This window comes from Pseudomonas sp. REB1044, from assembly GCF_038813925.1.
Taxonomy (GTDB): Bacteria; Pseudomonadota; Gammaproteobacteria; order Pseudomonadales; family Pseudomonadaceae; genus Aquipseudomonas; species Aquipseudomonas boreofloridensis.
The window spans coordinates 1,903,101-1,921,165 of record NZ_CP046139.1 but is presented as its reverse complement, the minus strand read 5'-3'; the positions used below and the strand labels follow the sequence as shown (position 1 = coordinate 1,921,165).

General features: G+C 61.5%; 12 protein-coding genes and 3 pseudogenes. 5 read left to right on the top strand and 10 right to left on the bottom strand.

Annotation, left to right across the window (positions count from 1 at the left end; genetic code table 11):
• Both GKC70_RS08960 and GKC70_RS08955 read left to right on the top strand, forming a co-directional pair.
• The gene (locus GKC70_RS08960) at positions 1-576 is read left to right on the top strand and encodes a CsiV family protein (protein ID WP_029613026.1); all 576 of its coding nucleotides are present in this window, start codon (positions 1-3) and stop codon (positions 574-576) included.
• Positions 577-589: 13 nt separating this feature from the next.
• Positions 590-3,885: pseudogene (locus GKC70_RS08955) on the top strand (DEAD/DEAH box helicase).
• Between the two features lie 39 nt (positions 3,886-3,924).
• Here the strand turns inward: GKC70_RS08955 and nagZ are convergent.
• Positions 3,925-4,922 (bottom strand): annotated as a pseudogene (gene nagZ, locus GKC70_RS08950) (beta-N-acetylhexosaminidase).
• 181 nt (positions 4,923-5,103) lie between these two features.
• Positions 5,104-5,816 (bottom strand): annotated as a pseudogene (locus GKC70_RS08945) (TetR/AcrR family transcriptional regulator).
• Between the two features lie 241 nt (positions 5,817-6,057).
• Between GKC70_RS08945 and lexA the strand changes: the two are divergent.
• Both lexA and sulA read left to right on the top strand, forming a co-directional pair.
• Positions 6,058-6,666 carry a transcriptional repressor LexA gene (gene lexA, locus GKC70_RS08940; RefSeq protein ID WP_039578783.1) on the top strand — a complete coding sequence of 203 codons (609 nt, stop codon included), beginning with the start codon at positions 6,058-6,060 and terminating at the stop codon, positions 6,664-6,666.
• Positions 6,667-6,679: 13 nt separating this feature from the next.
• A complete protein-coding gene (sulA, locus tag GKC70_RS08935; RefSeq protein ID WP_039578785.1) occupies positions 6,680-7,156 on the top strand; it encodes an SOS-induced cell division inhibitor SulA in 477 nt (158 codons plus the stop codon).
• Between the two features lie 48 nt (positions 7,157-7,204).
• Here sulA and GKC70_RS08930 read toward each other — a convergent pair whose 3' ends face one another.
• The 7 genes from GKC70_RS08930 to GKC70_RS08900 form a co-directional block, all read right to left on the bottom strand.
• Entirely contained in the window at positions 7,205-7,438 is a 234-nt protein-coding gene (locus GKC70_RS08930) for a hypothetical protein (RefSeq protein WP_029613032.1), read from the bottom strand.
• Positions 7,439-7,489: 51 nt separating this feature from the next.
• Positions 7,490-8,011, bottom strand: a complete 522-nt coding sequence (locus tag GKC70_RS08925) for a DUF6586 family protein (RefSeq protein WP_342651107.1) — start codon at positions 8,009-8,011, stop codon at positions 7,490-7,492.
• Between the two features lie 121 nt (positions 8,012-8,132).
• Positions 8,133-10,742 carry a type I DNA topoisomerase gene (gene topA / locus GKC70_RS08920; RefSeq protein ID WP_039578790.1) on the bottom strand — a complete coding sequence of 870 codons (2,610 nt, stop codon included), beginning with the start codon at positions 10,740-10,742 and terminating at the stop codon, positions 8,133-8,135.
• 100 nt (positions 10,743-10,842) lie between these two features.
• A complete protein-coding gene (locus tag GKC70_RS08915) occupies positions 10,843-11,094 on the bottom strand; it encodes a DUF1653 domain-containing protein (protein WP_342651106.1) in 252 nt (83 codons plus the stop codon).
• A gap of 77 nt (positions 11,095-11,171) precedes the next feature.
• Positions 11,172-12,347 (bottom strand): acetyl-CoA C-acyltransferase FadA, encoded by a 1,176-nt coding sequence (gene fadA, locus GKC70_RS08910; protein ID WP_342651105.1) that lies wholly within the window; start codon positions 12,345-12,347, stop codon positions 11,172-11,174.
• A 31-nt stretch (positions 12,348-12,378) separates the two neighbouring features.
• Entirely contained in the window at positions 12,379-14,526 is a 2,148-nt protein-coding gene (fadB, locus tag GKC70_RS08905) for a fatty acid oxidation complex subunit alpha FadB (protein WP_342651104.1), read from the bottom strand.
• A 466-nt stretch (positions 14,527-14,992) separates the two neighbouring features.
• On the bottom strand, positions 14,993-15,430 hold the full coding sequence (locus GKC70_RS08900; protein WP_342651103.1) for a hypothetical protein: 438 nt from the start codon (positions 15,428-15,430) through the stop codon (positions 14,993-14,995).
• 107 nt (positions 15,431-15,537) lie between these two features.
• Here GKC70_RS08900 and GKC70_RS08895 point away from each other — a divergent pair, with 107 nt between their 5' ends.
• Positions 15,538-15,978 carry a universal stress protein gene (locus GKC70_RS08895; protein WP_029613037.1) on the top strand — a complete coding sequence of 147 codons (441 nt, stop codon included), beginning with the start codon at positions 15,538-15,540 and terminating at the stop codon, positions 15,976-15,978.
• 57 nt (positions 15,979-16,035) lie between these two features.
• Here the strand turns inward: GKC70_RS08895 and GKC70_RS08890 are convergent, their stop codons facing one another.
• Positions 16,036-17,967, bottom strand: coding sequence for an ATP-binding cassette domain-containing protein (locus GKC70_RS08890; protein WP_342651102.1), 1,932 nt, complete (start codon positions 17,965-17,967; stop codon positions 16,036-16,038).
• Between the last annotated feature and the right edge of the window lie 98 nt (positions 17,968-18,065).

Genomic DNA, 18,065 nt, shown 5'->3' with positions numbered 1-18,065 from the left:
ATGCGCGCCATTGGTTACCTGACCCTGCTGCTGACGCTGACCGCGCCGGCGGCGGCCTTCGCCGAAGGCCCGTATCAGGTGGAAATGCTGCTGTTGCGGCAAAATACGGTTGCAGCCGTCACCAGCCCCTTCGCGCCCGAGAATTGGAGCGCGGGCGCTGCGCGCCTCACCCCGGATGCCGAACGCCCGCTGGCACTGGCCGATGAAGCCACGCGCCTGGAGGCCACTGCCGACTACACCGTGCTGGTGCACAAGGCCTGGCAACAGCAGGTCGGCAGCGAGCCTAGCCGTATCGCGCTTGGCACAGGCGAAGAGCAGTTCGGCCACTTTCCCATCGAAGGCAATCTCAGCATTGCCGAAGGTCGTTTCACCCGGATCGACGCCAATTTCTGGGTCAACGAACTGGACGGCAACGGCAGCGTACTGCGCAGCGAGCAGTTCAAGCAGAGCAACAGCAACGTGAAGAATGGCCAACTCACCTTCCTCGACGGCGGTCACCTGGCATTGCTGATCAAGGTCGCACCGGTGGGCATGCGCAAACCACCGATGCCCGACCCGGAAATGATGGAGCAGTGACGCCGTGAAAGAACTGGAGCATCTGTTCGCACAGAACCTGAGCTGGCACCGCAACTTCAGCGAAAACACGCTGCAACGCGGCAAGCGCTATGCCGAGCAGGGGCGTGCCGAGATCCTCTCCCATGAGCAGTTGCGCATCGAAGGCGTGTGCATTGGCAGTGGTACCAGCCGCTACAAACAACGCGTCGATTTCTCCGTCGCGCCTAACCGCCAGGTGCTGATCGACGGTCACTGCAGCTGTCCAGTGGCGCTGAATTGCAAGCACTGCGCAGCGCTACTCTTCACACTCGCTCAACGTTACGCCGAGGACGTCGCCAAGAACGACACCCTCCCGCTGCACCTCGAGCATTGGTTACAGGTTCTGGGGCAGCCGCCGGCGGCTGCACGCCAGAGCGAAGATCGACGCGGCAGAATGGTGTGCTACGAAATCCTCGACCGTGACGATCAAGGCTGCGCAGTGCGCGTGCGAAAAGGCACGCGGGAGGGCGAGGTCATTCGCTACAGCCGGCTCCACTCATTGAGTGAACTGCTTTATGACACCCCAACGTACGTCAAGGATGAGGACTTGCGCATATTGCGCCAGCTGGGCGCGCAGAACATGCCGTACGGCCAAGAGCGCGGTTTTCCGCTCAAAGGCAGAGAAGGCGGCGAACTGTTGCAACAGATCGCCCAGACCGGACGACTGCTGTACACCGAAGGCGGTCCACTGCTGAACCTGGGCGAGGAACGTGAGGCCGAGTTCCGCTGGGTTCGCTTGGACAATGGCGAATATCGAGGGCGGTGGCACAGTGCGGACGCCCCCTTGCATGTACTGCCACTGATCCCCTGTTCTACGTGGACACCGCCACCGCCCAAGTCGGCACCCTTCGACACACGCTGGACCCGCACACCGCTCAACAACTCTCCATCGCTCCCGACGTGCCGGAGCACCTGATCGTGCCCCTAAGCCATAAACTCAAGGCCCTGAACCACCAACTGCCGACACCAAGCACCGTCAAGCAGGAGCGGGTGGACGACATACAGCCCACTGCGCATCTGACCCTCGGCAGCGTCGAATTCAGTGCCTACACGCCCAAGACCGGCCGTATGCAGCGTCAGATGCAGCATCGCGCCGCCCTTTCGTTCGACTACGATGGTATCCGTGCGACGGGCAACGACGATAAACCCCTCAGCCGCCTGGTCGGCAGCGTCAGTCAGCGCATCGCCCGGCAGCCCAAGCAGGAAAAGCACCTGCGCGAAACCCTGCGCAAGCTGGGTTTCAAGGCCGCCACCCGACAAAGCAAAGCGCTGCCCGACAGCGCGGGCGACATGCTTCAGTTACCCGACGACGAAGCCTGGCTGCACTTCGCCCGTGAGGACCTGCCAGCGCTGCGCGAAGCCGGCTGGACAGTGGACATGCACCGCGACTTCGCCTTCAACCTCAACGAGGTGCAGGACTGGTACGCCACGGTCGAGGAAGCGCCCGCCCACGAGTGGTTCGAGCTGGAGTTGGGTATCGTCGTCGACGGTCAGCGCCACAGCCTGCTGCCCATCATCCTGCAATTGCTGCGCAGTAACCCGGAACTGTTGCGCCCCAGCGAGCTGGCGCGGCGCAGCGACGAGGAACACCTGCTACTGGATCTCAACCGTGGTGGCCTGGACGGCCCGGCTATGCGCGTCGCCCTGCCCTACGGCCGAATCAAAGCGGTGATGGGCACGCTGGGTGAGCTCTACCTTCATGAAGGCCCTGTGGGTTCCACCCTGCGCCTGGAGCGCGCCGACGTCGCGCGCCTGAACGACATCGAGCACCTGCCCCTGCACTGGGAAGGTGGCGAGCACTTGCGCGACCTTGGCCGGCGCCTGCGCGATGCACGCGACCTCGACGTGTTGCCGCCCAAGGGCTTGAAAGCTGCGCTGCGACCTTATCAACAGCAAGGCCTGAACTGGCTCCAGGCGCTGCGCGAAATGGGCACCGGCGGCATCCTGGGCGATGACATGGGCTTGGGCAAGACCCTGCAGACCCTTGCCCACCTGCTGCTGGAGAAAGAGTCCGGGCGTCTGGACCAGCCTGCACTGGCGGTCATGCCCACCAGCCTGATCCCCAACTGGCTCGACGAAGCCCAGCGTTTCGCCCCGGACCTGCGGGTTCTCGCCCTGCATGGCCCCAGCCGATCACGGGCGTTCGCCACGCTTGACGACTACGACCTGGTGCTGACCACCTACGCCCTGTTGCCACGTGACCTTCAGCATCTGCAAGCACATAACTGGCACTTGCTGGTGCTGGACGAAGCGCAGAACATCAAGAGCAGCACCAGCAAGGCCGCCCAGGCTGCTCGCGAATTGCACGCCGGCCAACGCCTGTGCCTGACCGGTACGCCAGTGGAAAACAATCTGGGCGAGTTGTGGTCGATCTTCCATTTCCTGATGCCCGGCTGGCTGGGCGACCAGAAGCGCTTCAACCAAGACTACCGCACGCCCATCGAGCGCCAGGGTGACACCGAGCGCCTGAACCACCTCGCCACTCGGGTGAGGCCCTTCCTGCTGCGCCGCACCAAGGAACAAGTGGCGCGCGAGTTGCCACCCAAGACCGAGATGGTGCACTGGGTCGACCTCAGCGATGCCCAGCGCGACGCCTACGAGACCGTGCGGGTGGCACTGGACAAGAAGGTTCGCGACGAAATCGCCCTCAACGGTGCTTCTCGCAGCCAGATCGTGATCCTCGACGCCCTGCTCAAGCTGCGCCAGGTCTGCTGTGACTTGCGCCTGGTCAAAGGCGTAAACGCCCAGGGCAACCAGGCGGACAAAGGCAAGCTGGGCAGCCTGCTGCAGATGCTCGAAGAACTGATCAGCGAAGGCCGCCGGATACTGCTGTTCTCGCAGTTCACCTCGATGCTCGCACTGGTTCAGGCCGAACTGGACAAACGTGCCATCCGCTACAGCCTGCTGACAGGGGAAACGCGCGATCGGCGGGCACCGGTCCAGCAATTCCAGAACGGGGACAGCGACGTGTTCCTGATCAGCCTCAAGGCAGGCGGCACCGGCCTCAACCTGACCGCAGCCGATACAGTGATCCACTACGATCCGTGGTGGAACCCGGCCAGCGAGAACCAGGCTACGGACCGGGCCTATCGGATCGGTCAGGACAAGCCGGTGTTCGTCTACAAGCTGATCACCCGTGGCACGGTGGAAGAAAAGATCCAGCAACTGCAACAGCAAAAAGCGACGCTGGCGGCCGGGCTGCTCGATGGCGGTCAAGCCGGACAGTGGCGCCTGGGTGACGAAGAAATCGAGGCGCTGTTCGCGCCGCTGCCGGGCAAGCGCGGACGTTGAGCGGACCCAGGCCGTATTGCGGGTAAAACCGCAATCGGCTTACTCGATCAATTGCGCCTCCTTCAAAGCGGCCAGTGCCTCCAGCCACCGCGGTTGCTGTTTATAGTCGGTGGACGCGAAACCCTGCCCGCGCATGCCGGCGATGCGCGGCGATGGTCTCACCTTCAAGCGCTGAGCCGCTGTCAGCGCCAGCTCCGCCGCAGCCCGATCGTTGCACACCAGCCCCATGTCACAACCGGCGCTCAACGCGGCCTCGATGCGATTGGCCGCATCGCCGACCACGTGCGCGCCGGCCATGGACAAGTCATCGCTGAATATCACCCCTTCAAAGCCCAGCTCACCGCGCAGGATGTCCTGCAGCCAGCGCCGCGAGAACCCGGCGGGCTGGTTGTCGATCTGTGGGTAGATCACATGGGCGGGCATGACCGCTGCCAGCTGACCGCTCAGATGCGTGAAGGGCACCAGATCGGCCTGACGCAACTGCTCAAGGCTGCGCTCATCGGTCGGAATGGCCACGTGCGAGTCGGCCTCTGCCCAACCGTGACCCGGAAAATGCTTGCCACAGGCGGCCATGCCTGCGGCATTCATGCCACGGATGAAGGCACCGGCCAGTCGCGTGGCATGCTGCGGATCGCCTTCAAAGGCCCGGCTGCCCACCACTGCACTGCGTTGATGATCCAAATCCAGCACCGGCGCGAAGCTCAGGTCCAAGCCGACGGCCAACACCTCGGTCGCCATCAGCCAGCCGCATTGCTCGGCCAAATACTCGGCGTTGGCGTTATCGGCCAGCGCGCGCATCGCCGGCAGGCGCACGAACCCCTGACGCAGACGCTGGACCCGCCCCCTTCCTGATCGACCGCCAGGATCAGGTCAGGTCGGATGGCGCGAATCGACGCGCAGAGCTCGCGCACCTGCCGAGGGCTGTCGATGTTGCGGGCGAAAATGATCAGGCCCGCCACTTCAGGTTGACGCAGAAGCTGGCGGTCCTCGGCGGTCAGCCAGTGACCGGCGATATCCACCATCAGGGAGCCTTGCAGGCAGGCAGTCATACGGAGTCCTTCATTGAAGATCCAGACCGAAAAGATATAGGACGGCAGCGCAGGCGCTCGCCATCCCCGGCTCTGGAACCGTTGATAAACGAATGGGTAGGGGGGCGGGCAAGCAGTGGGTAACGGCATGGGCGCTAGCTTAGCGGATGCGCCCTGCCCCGCCCAGCCTTCAGGCCTTGGCCGGTGTGCCAGTGGCCGGGCTTTTGCTGCGCGGACGCAGTTGCGCGGTCGCCATGGCCTGATCGGTTACGCCGGTGTCGGCGCGCATACCGGCTGCCAGAAAGGGGACCATCAGACGCATGACCTGCTCGATCGACGTGTTGATGCCGAAGTCGGTTTCAGCGATAGCCCGTAACGCCTTGATACCGGACATGCTGAACGCGGCAGCACCCAGCATGAAGTGCACGCGCCAGAACAGCTCTAGAGGCGGAATGCGGGGGCGGCGTCGTTGACCAACAGCATGTAGCGTCGAAACACTTTCCCATACATGTCCTCCAGATAGCGCCGCAGGTGCCCCTGACTCTGACTGAAAGCCAGGCCCAACAGGCGCATGAAGATCGACAGGTCATTGTTGCTGCGCGGCTGCACGACCAAGGCTTGCTCCACGAGCATCTCGAGCAGTTCTTCCAGGCTTGGCTTGGCTTCTGGCTGCGCCTGGCGCCGCTCGAGCTCACGCTCCAGGCTGGCGCAAAACGGCCCGAGGAAACGCGAGAACACCGCCTGGATCAGCGCTTTCTTGGAGCCGAAGTGATAGTTTACCGCCGCCAGGTTGACACCTGCTTTGCTGGTGATCAGACGTAGCGAGGTCTCCGCGAAACCTCGCTCGGCGAACAGCTGCTCGGCAGCATCGAGAATGCGTTCAACGGTTTCCGATTGGGCCATGACTTATCCGCCTGACAAACAGTTGTTTGAAACATACGTTTCAGGCGTGACGCTGTCAAGATTCAGTGACCCATCGGTCGAGTTATTTCCGACACCCGACAAAGAGCTGCAAGCCACGGACCACAAGGGGTTGCCGCAACATCACAGGCGCGCATGGATTTTTCTTGGCGCTTGCAGCTTGCAGCTTGCCATCTACTGTATATAATCCCAGTCACTGTATAAAAAGACAGAGCCACTCGCCATGCTGAAACTCACGCCACGCCAAGCCGAGATCCTGGCTTTCATCAAACGTTGCCTCGAAGATAACGGATTCCCCCCCACCCGCGCGGAAATCGCTCAGGAACTGGGTTTCAAGTCCCCCAATGCCGCCGAGGAACATCTCAAGGCGCTGGCGCGCAAAGGCGCAATCGAAATGACCCCGGGGGCTTCCCGAGGCATTCGCATCCCAGGCGTTGAAAGCAAGCCGCAAGACAGTGCCTTGCCGATCATCGGCCGCGTCGCCGCAGGCGCACCGATCCTCGCTGAGCAGCACATCGAAGAATCTTGCAACATCAACCCGGCCTTTTTCCATCCCCGCGCCGACTACCTGCTGCGCGTCCACGGCATGAGCATGAAGGACATCGGCATCATCGACGGTGACCTGCTCGCGGTGCATACCTGCCGCGAAGCACGCAACGGCCAGATCGTCGTTGCGCGCATCGGAGACGAAGTCACCGTGAAGCGCTTCAAGCGCGAAGGCAGCAAGGTCTGGCTCATCGCCGAAAACCCTGAATTCGCTCCGATCGAAGTGAACCTGAACGATCAGGAACTGGTGATCGAGGGCTTGAGCGTCGGCGTCATACGCCGCTGATCCTGGAGGCGTCATGCAGCAGTCCGCCCACTCAACGCAGCCCGCACAATTGCCGTTGTTCGAAGCCTTTCTCGCACAGCCCGTGCTGCCTGGCCTGAAGAGCCGCGAACTGCCGCACATGGCGAACCGGCCCGAGCTGTTCAGCGAATTGTCACTGCGCGGCGCCCCAGGGCATTGTCACAGCCTGCTGGCTCCTATCCTTCGCGAACTGAGCGATGTGGATGATGCGCGCTGGCTCACACTGATCGCGCCGCCCTCAAGCTTGACTCAGGCCTGGCTACGCCATGCTGGGCTGAACCGGGAGCGGATCCTGCTGCTGCAACCTGGCAACAGCCAAAGCGCACTGCAATTAGCCTGTGAGGCCTTGCGCCTGGGTCACAGCCATACCGTGGTCAGTTGGCTTGGCAACATCAATGCCGGCAACCGCCAGCAGCTCATTCACGCAGCCACCTGTGGAAACGCACAAAGCCTGAACATCCGCCTCGGCTGATGTTCAGGCTTTGACTATGTGAGATTTTGATGACGGCTGAGTCAAGGTTCAGTGGAGAACGCGCGGCCCTTCATCGCGTTCGAACTCACCCTCAATCAATTTACCAGCCATCTGCACGCCCACGCTGAGCATCGCCTTGGCCACTTCCACGTGCTGCCCCTGCAAGAACACCTTGGCATCCTCGGAAAAATCCAGAGTGACCAACGAACCTTCGTCCTCGGCACGACGCAGCTCGATGCGACCATCAGGCAATTCGACAATTTCTAGAAAGGACGTTGACATAAGGGGCCTGCTGTTCACGAAAGGCGAGTAGTGTACCAGCCACGCAGTCTGTCAGCACTCACTCAACGCGTCGCGGAAACGTCTTGCAAGCCCTTTCAACGCCTGACGCCATCGTTCCAACTCAAAGCGCGAAACCGCAACTTCCTCGCAATCGTCGAGATTGACCGCCTGAATCAACGGCTGAGTCACATCGGTCTTAGCGATTTTCCTCTCGACCGGTGGTTGGAACAAATCGGCATAAGCTCTAAGTAATTGGGCTAACCACGTCTGCGGCTGGCGTGCCAGCTCCAGCATCTCGGCCATTTCCGGAATGGCCACAGCGCTCAGCGTTTCATCGGTCAGCAACAGTTCGGCACGCGGTGCTGCGGCCTGAGGCAGGCGGTAGAATCCGGCGATTTCGTGGCACAGCCCTAAAAGCGCGCCATACAAATGAAAGAGCGCAGACTCACGCTCTGCCTGGATCAGCCCCTGAGCGTTCATAGCACCGCTCTGCTCAGCCTTGGCCATGGATTCCAGGGCAAGCCCCGCGAAGAACAGCTTCTGATTGGTGCGCGTGTAGAGTTCCTGGGCCATGTTCAATGACCTCCCTGACTGCAAGGCAATGGGCTTGCATCATAAATGATCGGGGCCGCGAGCGCGCTCATCACGTCATCCGTGACAGGCATACAAGCGGCCCCTCCATGTCATCGAAGCATCAGCGCTTGTCTTCGACCTTCCACGCCTTGCCGTCATAGAACGCTTTCCAACCGGTCGGCTTGCCGTCGACTTCGGATTGAACGTACTGCTCCTTGGTCTTGCGGCTGTAGCGGATCACCGCCGGGCGGCCGTCCGGGTCTTTCTGCGGCGCTTCGCACAAGAAATGATACTTGGGGTCGATCTCATGCTTGTGCGGCACGATTTCCAGTACCAGGGGCGCGCGGGTTTCGCGGTTCTTCGGGAACTGGCTGGCAGCCAGGAACAACCCGGAGGCGCCGTCGCGCAACACATAGGTATCGTCGACCTTCTCGCAGCGCAACTCAGGCATGTCCACCTTGTCCATCTTCGGTGGCGCGGCCTCCCCATTCTTGAGCAGTTTACGGGTGTTCTTGCAGGCCGGATTGGTGCAGCCGAAGAACTTGCCGAAGCGGCCGGTCTTGAGCTGCATCTCGCTGCCGCACTTATCGCATTCCAGGCTTGGGCCTTCGTAGCCCTTGATCCGGTAGCTGCCCTCTTCGATTTCGTAGCCCGGGCAGTCTGGGTTGTTGCCGCAAATATGCAGTTTGTGCTTCTCGTCCAGCAAGTAAGCATCCATCGCCGTCGAACAGATCGGGCAGCGATGCTTGCCGCGCAGCACCAAGGATTCGGATTCACCCTCGTCGTCTGCAGCAATCTCATCACCTGGAACCAGGTTGACGGTCGCCTTGCAGCGCTCTTTCGGCGGTAGGCTGTAGCCCGAGCAGCCCAGGAAAACGCCAGTGGAGGCGGTACGAATCATCATCGGCCGCCCGCATTCCTTGCACGGAATGTTGGTGAGGGTCGGCTGATTGGCCCGCATGCCATTCTCGCTGGATTCGGCCGTCAGCAGTTTCGTGCTGAAGTCGCCATAGAACTCATCAAGCACGTTCTTCCAGTCACGCTCGCCGTGGGCGACGTCATCGAGGTTCTCCTCCATGCCGGCGGTGAAGCCATAGTCCATCAGATTGGAGAAGCTCTCGGACAGGCGCTCGGTGACGATGTCGCCCATCTTCTCGGAGTAGAAGCGGCGGTTGTGCAACGTGACGTAGCCGCGATCCTGAATGGTGGAAATGATGGCTGCATAGGTCGAAGGACGGCCGATACCGCGCTTTTCCATTTCCTTGACCAGGCTCGCTTCGGTGAAGCGCGCAGGCGGCTTGGTGAAATGCTGGCTGGGATCGAGCTGAAGCAACGCCAGCGACTCGCCCTGGGCCATGTCCGGCAACACATCGTCTTCGCCCGGCTTGGTCTGCTGGGGCTGCACACGGGTGTAACCATCGAACTTGAGGATGCGACCCTTGGCGCGCAGCTCGAACTCACCGGCAGCAACGGTGACGCTGGTGGACAGGTACTGCGCAGGCGGCATCTGGCAAGCCAGGAACTGGCGCCAGATCAGCTCGTACAGGCGCTCGGCATCGCGCTCCATGCCACTGAGTTTGGTGGGATGGGTCGTGACGTCGGAAGGCCGGATGGCTTCGTGCGCCTCCTGGGCACCTTCCTTGCTGCCATACACGATCGGCGCCGCTGGCAGGTACTGCTTGCCGAACTCGCTCTCGATGTAGCTGCGCGCCATCTCCACCGCATCGGTGGAGAGGTTGGTGGAGTCGGTTCGCATGTAAGTGATGTAGCCCGCTTCGTAAAGACGCTGGGCCATCATCATGGTCTTCTTCACCCCGAAACCGAGGCGGTTGCTGGCAGCCTGCTGCAGCGTGGAGGTGATGAACGGCGCCGAGGGCTTGCTGCTGGTCGGACGGTCTTCACGCTTGATCACGCTGTAGCTGGAAGCCTTGAGCTTCTCCAGCGCAGCCATGGCCTGGGCTTGATTCAGCGGCTTGAAGGCCTCGCCGCGTTCACGGGCGACCTCGAAGCGCACCTTGGCGTTCTTCGCGGTACCGAGATCGGCGTGGATTTCCCAGTACTCCTCGGGATTGAAGGCACGAATCTCGCGTTCACGCTCGACCACCAGCTTCACGGCCACCGACTGCACACGACCGGCAGACAAGCCGCGGGCGATTTTCGACCACAGCAGCGGCGACACCATGTAGCCGACCACGCGATCGAGGAAGCGACGCGCCTGCTGAGCGTTGACACGGTCGATGTCGAGCTCGCCCGGTTGCGAGAACGCTTCCTGGATGGCCTTCTTGGTGATCTCGTTGAACACCACGCGCTTGTAGCGGCTGTCATCACCACCGATGGCTTCGCGCAGGTGCCAGGCAATGGCTTCCCCTTCGCGGTCCAAGTCGGTTGCGAGATAGATGGTGTCGGCATCCTTGGCCAGACGGCGCAGTTCGTCGATCACCTTTTCCTTGCCGGGAAGGATCTCGTACTGAGCTTTCCAGCCCGCCTCCGGATCGACACCCATGCGCGCCACCAGTTGCCGGCGAGCCTTCTCCTTCGGCGTCAGGGTCGACGCCTGAGCAGCGGTCTTGCCGCGCTTGGCAGCCGGCTCCTTGGCCGTACTGGCCGAACCGCTGGTGGGAAGGTCTCGGATATGGCCGATACTCGACTTCACCACGTACTGGTTGCCCAGGTACTTGTTGATGGTCTTGGCCTTGGCCGGGGATTCCACAATGACCAGCGATTTGCCCATGGATCGGAGTATTCCTGAATCTGAAGATGAAAAACGCGTCAGGTGCCGCACGCGGCACCGCTATATATAGTGGCGTAGGAGTGAGGTCAAGCGCGGTCGATCACTCGACGGCCTTCGCACCCTGTGCCAAGAGCCCGTCTTCAGCCCTGAGCAGAGCAAAGCGCGGCACCTGCTCGCCGTCAACCTCGACCGACTCTTGAAACATCGAGAGAGGCCGCACCCAAAAGCTGTAATCACCATACAGGCATTGGTAGAAGACCATCCACTCTTCGCTCTCGGAATGCCGCGCGACACTGAAGACACGGTACTCAGGCCCTTTGTAATGCCGGTACACACCTGGCTGTATCTGCATGTCACGTCCTCTCGCGCACAAACCCTGTAAAAAACAAAACCGGGGCACAGGGCCCCGGCTGCTGTCCTGCGACGCGATCAGACGCGTTCGAAGACAGTGGTGATGCCCTGACCCAGGCCGACGCACATGGTGGCCACGCCCAGCGTGCCGCCATTCTGCTTCATGACGTTGAGCAGGGTGCCGGAAATCCGTGCACCGGAGCAACCGAACGGATGGCCCAAGGCAATGGCGCCGCCATGCAGGTTAACCTTCTCATCCATCTTGTCGAGCACTTTCAGATCCTTGAGCACTGGCAGTGCCTGTGCGGCGAAGGCTTCGTTGAGCTCGAAGAAGTCGATGTCGCCGATGCTCAGGCCCGCGCGCTTGAGGGCTTTCTGGGTCGACGGCACCGGACCGTAACCCATGATCGCAGGGTCGACACCGGCCACGGCCATCGAGCGGATCACCGCCAACGGCTGGATGCCGAGGTCCATGGCGCGCTGGCCGGACATGACGATCATGCACGAAGCACCATCGGTGATCTGCGACGACGTGCCAGCGGTCACCGTACCGCCTTTGGGGTTGAACGCAGGCTTGAGCGCCGCCAGACCTTCGAGGGTGGTTTCCGGACGAATGGTCTCGTCGTAATCGAAGACCTTGAGGAAACCGTTCTCGTCGTACCCCTGCATCGGGATGATTTCGTCCTTGAACTTGCCCTCGACCGTAGCCTTGTGAGCCAACTGATGTGAGCGCAGCGCGAACAGGTCTTGCTGCTCGCGAGTAATGCCGTGCATCTTACCGAGCATTTCGGCAGTCAGGCCCATCATGCCGGAGGCCTTGGCCGCATGCAGTGACAGATGCGGGTTCGGATCGACCCCGTGCATCATGCTGACGTGCCCCATGTGCTCGACACCGCCGACCACGAACACATCACCATTACCGGTCATGATCGCCTGGGCGGCAGTGTGCAGCGCGCTCATCGACGAACCGCACAGTCGGCTGACGGTCTGCGCAGCGCTGGTATGCGGAATCGGGGTCATCAGCGAGGCCATGCGCGCGATGTTCCAGCCTTGCTCCAGGGTCTGGTTGACGCATCCCCAGATCACATCCTCGACTTCCTTCGGATCGACCTTGTCGTTGCGCTCCAGCACCTTGCTGATCAAGTGCGCCGACATGTCTTCGGCGCGGGTGTTGCGGTGCATGCCACCCTTGGAACGACCCATGGGCGTGCGACCGAAGTCGACAATCACCACGTCTCTTGGATTGAGGCTCATATCAATATTCTCGCTCTAGCTCAGTGGCCGTTCAGTTGAAGAAACGCTGACCGTTCTTGGCCATTTCACGCAGCTTCGCAGTCGGGTGGTACAGCGGACCCAGATCGGCATACTGGTCGGCCAAGGCAACGAACTCGGCCACACCGATCGAGTCGATGTAGCGCAGCGCGCCGCCACGGAAGGGAGGGAAGCCAATGCCGTAGACCAGGCCCATGTCCGCTTCGGCGGCCGTCTCGACGATGCCGTCTTCCAGGCAGCGCACGGTCTCCAGGCAAAGCGGCACCATCATCCAGTTGATGATGTCTTCGTCGCTGACTTCACGCTGCTCGTAGATCACGGGCTTGAGCACTTCCAGGACCGACGCATCGGCGACCTTCTTCGGTTTGCCGCGCTTGTCGGTTTCGTAGGCGTAGAAGCCCTTGCCGTTCTTCTGGCCCAGGCGATTGGCCTCGTACAGGGCATCGACGGCGGAGCGACGCTCGTCTTTCATGCGGTCGGGGAAGCCCTCGGCCATCACATCGCGGCCGTGGTGGCCGGTGTCGATGCCGACCACATCCATCAAGTAGGCCGGGCCCATGGGCCAGCCGAACTTCTCCATGACCTTGTCGATGCGCACGAAGTCCACGCCTGCGCTGACCAGCTTGGCGAAGCCGCCAAAGTAAGGGAACAACACGCGGTTGACCAGGAAGCCCGGGCAGTCGTTGACCACGATCGGGTTCTTGCCCATCTTCTTGGCGTAGGCCACGGTGGTGGCGACCGCCACGTCACTGGACTTTTCGCCGCGGATGACTTCGACCAGCGGCATCATGTGCACCGGATTGAAGAAGTGCATGCCGACGAAGTTTTCCGGGCGTTTGAGCGCCTTGGCCAGCAGGTTGATGGAAATGGTCGAGGTATTTGAGGCCAGAATGGCATCGTCTTTGACCTGCCCTTCCACCTCGGCCAGTACCGCCTGCTTGACCTTCGGGTTTTCGACCACGGCCTCGACGACGATGTCGACGTTGGCGAAGTCGCCATAGGACAGGGTCGGGCGGATGGCGTTGAGCGCCTCGGCCATCTTCGCCGAGGTCAGACGACCTTTTTCAACACGGTTGCCGAGCAGCTTGGAGGCTTCGTTCAAGCCCAACTGGATCGCTTCCTCGCGGATATCCTTCATCAGGATCGGCGTGCCTTTGACCGCCGACTGATAGGCGATACCCCCGCCCATGATGCCGGCGCCGAGCACGGCCGCCTGCTTCACATCGTGGGCGATCTCGTCGTGGGCCTTGGCCTTGCGCTTGAGTTCCTGATCGTTGAGGAACAGCCCGATCAGGCTCTCGGCCACCGAGGTTTTGGCCAACTTGGCAAAACCAGCGGCTTCGACCTCCAGGGCCTTGTCACGGCCGAAGTTGGCAGCTTTCTGAATGCTCTTGATGGCCTCGACCGGCGCTGGATAGTTCGGCCCAGCCTGGCCGGCGACGAAGCCCTTGGCCGTCTCGAAGGCCATCATCTGCTCGATGGCGTTGAGCTTGAGCTTCTCAAGCTTTGGCTGGCGCTTGGCTTTGTAGTCCAGCTCGCCACTGATGGCGCGCTTGATCAGGTCCAGGGCACCGGCCTGCAACAGTTCAGGCGCGACCACGGCATCGACGGCGCCCACTTTCAGGGCGTCTTCGGCGCGGTTTTCCTTACCCGAGGCGATCCACTCGATGGCGTTGTCCGAGCCGATCAGCCGTGGCAGACGCACGGTGCCGCCAAAGCCTGGGTAGATGCCCAGCTTGACTTCCGGCAGGCCGATCTTTGCGCTGCTGGCCATCACGCGGTAGTCGGCGGCCAGGCACATCTCCAGACCGCCGCCCAGGGCGATGCCGTTGATCGCGGCCACGGTCGGGACCTGCAGGTCTTCGAAGTCGCTGAAGATGCGGTTGGCTTCCAGATTACCGGCGACCAGTTCGGCCTCGGGCAGCTTGAAGTTATCGACGAATTCGGTGATGTCGGCACCGACGATGAACACGTCCTTGCCGCTGCTGACGATGACGCCCTTGATGGACGCATCGGCTTTGATCGTATCGACTGCCTGGCGCAGCTCGTTCAGGGTCAGGCGATTGAATTTGTTGACGGACTCACCCTTGAGGTCGAAGCGCAGTTCGACGATGCCGCTTTCAAGAGCCTTAACCGTGATGGCTTTACCTTCGTAAATCATCAACTGATCTCCACGATATGGAAGCTGAACTGTACACGCCGAACGCTGGCAGCCGGTTCGTTTGCAAGACCTTCTGCCAGGCACACCCGTCAGCGCGCTGGTCGGGATTCTGGACGAGCGATGTGAACATACAAACGCTCAATTCATACGCCCGTTTGATTTGGGTCCGCACACATTCTCCGAAAAGGCCGAAGTTGTCAAATACCCACAAGTCCCCGAAAAAAGCGACTTTCCAGTCATTTTGTTACAGATTTGAAAAAGCAGGATGAGCGTGATTGCTCACCATTCATCACAGCGATTCAGGCGTGATGCGGTGAAAATGGCGTGGGATAAGAAGTCAGCTCAGACCAAAGCATGAACGCGTCGATGAGGTTGCAGGCGCTTTCGCTGTTGAACGGGCGCAAGCCTGGCCTTTTTGCCCTGAGGATCAGCGGGATCGACGTGGCTGTCAGAGCTGGGGAAAGGTTCAGGCGAGTGTTTCCAGGGTATGCGCGATGTCCTGAAGAACAGCCGTGTCGCCACGCTCACTCCAACACAGCGCGATCATGCGGCTATCAGCCTCCACCTTATAGACGGTGGCAGGCAAGCGCGCGAAGCATTGTGCCAAGCGCGGTTCCTCGCAGGGCTCACGCCAGGTGTTCAGCCACACGCTGGGGCTCACCTGCCAGTAGCACCAAGTATCCTCATGCCCTCTGCGGCGCGCACGGTGGTATTGGGGGCATGGACTGGGCGGCTCGTTTTCCAGCCAATGCGGCCATTTCTGCGGGCTGAGCTGCATGGCCAGACCCATGCGCCGGCCCTCCAGCCGCAGGTTCATTTGCTCGCTCTGCTTGCGCGAGGGACGCAGCCAGGCCAGCGGGCTGAGAATCAGCGCAAGGATTGACACCACCAGCCATACCGTCATATCTGTATCCCCCATAATGCGTTGCACAGGCGCGGCTTGGTCATTTCATCTCGCCGGGCCAGAAAGCGACCATACTTTTACTATCGCGATTTTCAGGAGTCCCGCTCATGTCCTACGAACATCTTCTGGTCGCCGTCGACCTGACCGAGGAATGCGACCCGGTGATCAAGCGCGCCATGAAGCTCGCCGAACCGACCGGCGCCAAGGTATCGCTGGTGCATATCGTAGAGCCCATGGCCATGGCATTCGGTGGCGACGTGCCGATGGACCTGTCGCAACTGCAACAGCAGCAGTTCGACCAGGCCAAGGAGCGCATGGACCGGTTGTACGCCAAGTATCCCGGCATCAATCGCGGTGATTCGCACCTGAAATATGGCCAGCCTCGCCAGGAAATCCACCAGTTGGCTACCGATGAAGCCTGCGACCTGATCGTGGTCGGCAGCCATGGTCGTCATGGCCTGGCGCTGCTGCTTGGTTCCACGGCCAATGACGTCCTGCACGGCGCACCGTGCGATGTGCTGGCCGTGCGACTGCTGAAAAAGGACTGATGCCCGTGGCGGCACTGCCCTCGTGACTCAGGTCGCGAATGCAGTGCCAGGGTCCGCTCAGCCCTCCAGTTCAGCCCAGCGCTCGACCAGCGCATCAAGCTCAGCCTGCAACTGTTCGAGCTTGGCCAGCACCTGCGAGGTTTCAGCAATCGGCCGCTGGTAGAAGTCCGGAGCACCTACCTGCGCCTGCAGCACAGCCATCTTCTGCTCCAGTGCATCGATCTGCCCAGGCAGCATCTCCAGTTCGCGCTGCAGCTTGTAGCTGAGTTTTTTCTTGCCGCTGTCGGCGGTTTGGGCGACAGCAGGTTCGGGCACGTCATTCACCTCGACCTTCTCCACCACAGCGCTATTGAGCGCGGACTTGCCGCCCTTGCTCTCGGCCACCCCCAGCAACTTGGGCGAGCCGCCCTGACGAATCCAGTCCTCGTAGCCCCCGACATACTCCCGCACTTTGCCCTGCCCTTCGAACACCAGGGTGCTGGTCACCACATTGTCGAGGAAGGCCCGGTCGTGGCTGACCATGAGCACGGTGCCCTTGAAGTTGGCCAACACCTCTTCGAGCAACTCCAGGGTTTCCACGTCCAGGTCGTTGGTCGGCTCGTCCAGCACCAGCAAGTTCGCCGGTTTGCTGAACAGTTTGGCCAGCAGCAACCGCGCGCGTTCGCCGCCAGACAAGGCCTTGACCGGCGTGCGCGCACGCTGCGGGCTGAACAGGAAGTCGCCGAGGTAGCTCAGCACATGGCGGTTCTGACCATCGATTTCGATGAAGTCGCGGCCCTCGGCCAGGTTATCGATCACCGTCTTTTCGAGGTCGAGCTGGTGACGCATCTGATCGAAGTAGGCGACCTCCAGCTTGGTGCCGCGTTCGACCTTGCCACTGGTGGGCTCCAGGTCGCCGAGCATGAGCTTGAGCAAGGTGGTCTTGCCAGTGCCGTTGGCGCCGAGCAGGCCAATGCGGTCCTGACGCTGCAGCACCATCGAGAAATCCTTGACCAGCTTGGGGCCTTCGGGATGGGCGAAGCTGACGTTGTCCAGCAGCATCACCTGCTTGCCAGACTTGTCCGCGACCTCGATCTGGATGTTCGCCCGGCCCTGGCGCTCACGACGCTCACCGCGCTCCACGCGCAGCGCCTTGAGGGCGCGTACCCGCCCTTCGTTGCGGGTACGCCGGGCCTTGATACCCTGGCGAATCCAGACCTCTTCCTGGGCCAGACGCTTGTCGAACAGCGCGTTGGCGGTCTCCTCTGCGGCCAGCGCCGCCTCTTTGTGCACCAGGAAACTGGCGTAGTCGCCGTTCCAGTCGATCAGACCGCCACGGTCCAGTTCGAGGATGCGGGTGGCCAGGTTCTGCAGGAAGGAACGGTCGTGAGTAATGAACAGCACGGCACCGTTAAAGCCGTTCAGGGCCTCTTCCAGCCAGGCAATGGCGCCGATGTCCAGGTGGTTGGTCGGCTCGTCGAGCAGCAGCAGATCGGGCTCGGACACCAGGGCCTGGGCCAGCAGGACACGTCGACGCCAGCCGCCGGACAACTCGGCGAGGGTTTTGTCCGCCGGCAGTTGCAGGCGACTCAGGGTGCTTTCCACGACCTGTTGCAGACGCCAGCCATCGCGGGCCTCGATCTCGTGCTGGACGTGCATCAGCTTGTCCAGGTCGTCGTCGCCCTGAATGTTCTGGCTCAGGTGATGGTATTCGGCGAGCAAGGCGCCAACGCCATCCAGACCCTCGGCCACCACGTCGAACACGCTGCGGTCGTCGGCCACCGGCAGTTCCTGCGGCAGCTCGCCAATTTTCAGCCCGGGGGCACGCCAGATGTCACCTTCGTCGGGTTTTTGCTCACCCTTGACCAGGCGCAGCATGCTGGACTTGCCAGTGCCATTGCGACCGATGATGCACACCCGCTCGCCACGGGCGATCTGCCAGGACACTTTGTCCAGCAGCGGCATGGCACCGAACGCGAGGGACACATCGCTGAATTTGAGCAGGGTCATGATCATCTCCAAAAACCGGGTGCGCATTCTACCTGACTTTTGCCCTGCCTTGGCCGGTGCCTGCAGCGCTGTGCTGGCGCAGCGCAGGCTTTACGACG

Bases quoted from the DNA above. Each gene is read 5' to 3' on its own strand.
- GKC70_RS08960 (WP_029613026.1), top strand. From the start codon at position 1: ATGCGCGCCATTGGTTACCTGACCCTGCTGCTGACGCTGACCGCGCCG.
- lexA (WP_039578783.1), top strand. From the start codon at position 6,058: ATGCTGAAACTCACGCCACGCCAAGCCGAGATCCTGGCTTTCATCAAA.
- sulA (WP_039578785.1), top strand. From the start codon at position 6,680: ATGCAGCAGTCCGCCCACTCAACGCAGCCCGCACAATTGCCGTTGTTC.
- GKC70_RS08930 (WP_029613032.1), bottom strand. From the start codon at position 7,438: ATGTCAACGTCCTTTCTAGAAATTGTCGAATTGCCTGATGGTCGCATC.
- GKC70_RS08925 (WP_342651107.1), bottom strand. From the start codon at position 8,011: ATGGCCCAGGAACTCTACACGCGCACCAATCAGAAGCTGTTCTTCGCG.
- topA (WP_039578790.1), bottom strand. From the start codon at position 10,742: ATGGGCAAATCGCTGGTCATTGTGGAATCCCCGGCCAAGGCCAAGACC.
- GKC70_RS08915 (WP_342651106.1), bottom strand. From the start codon at position 11,094: ATGCAGATACAGCCAGGTGTGTACCGGCATTACAAAGGGCCTGAGTAC.
- fadA (WP_342651105.1), bottom strand. From the start codon at position 12,347: ATGAGCCTCAATCCAAGAGACGTGGTGATTGTCGACTTCGGTCGCACG.
- fadB (WP_342651104.1), bottom strand. From the start codon at position 14,526: ATGATTTACGAAGGTAAAGCCATCACGGTTAAGGCTCTTGAAAGCGGC.
- GKC70_RS08900 (WP_342651103.1), bottom strand. From the start codon at position 15,430: ATGACGGTATGGCTGGTGGTGTCAATCCTTGCGCTGATTCTCAGCCCG.
- GKC70_RS08895 (WP_029613037.1), top strand. From the start codon at position 15,538: ATGTCCTACGAACATCTTCTGGTCGCCGTCGACCTGACCGAGGAATGC.
- GKC70_RS08890 (WP_342651102.1), bottom strand. From the start codon at position 17,967: ATGACCCTGCTCAAATTCAGCGATGTGTCCCTCGCGTTCGGTGCCATG.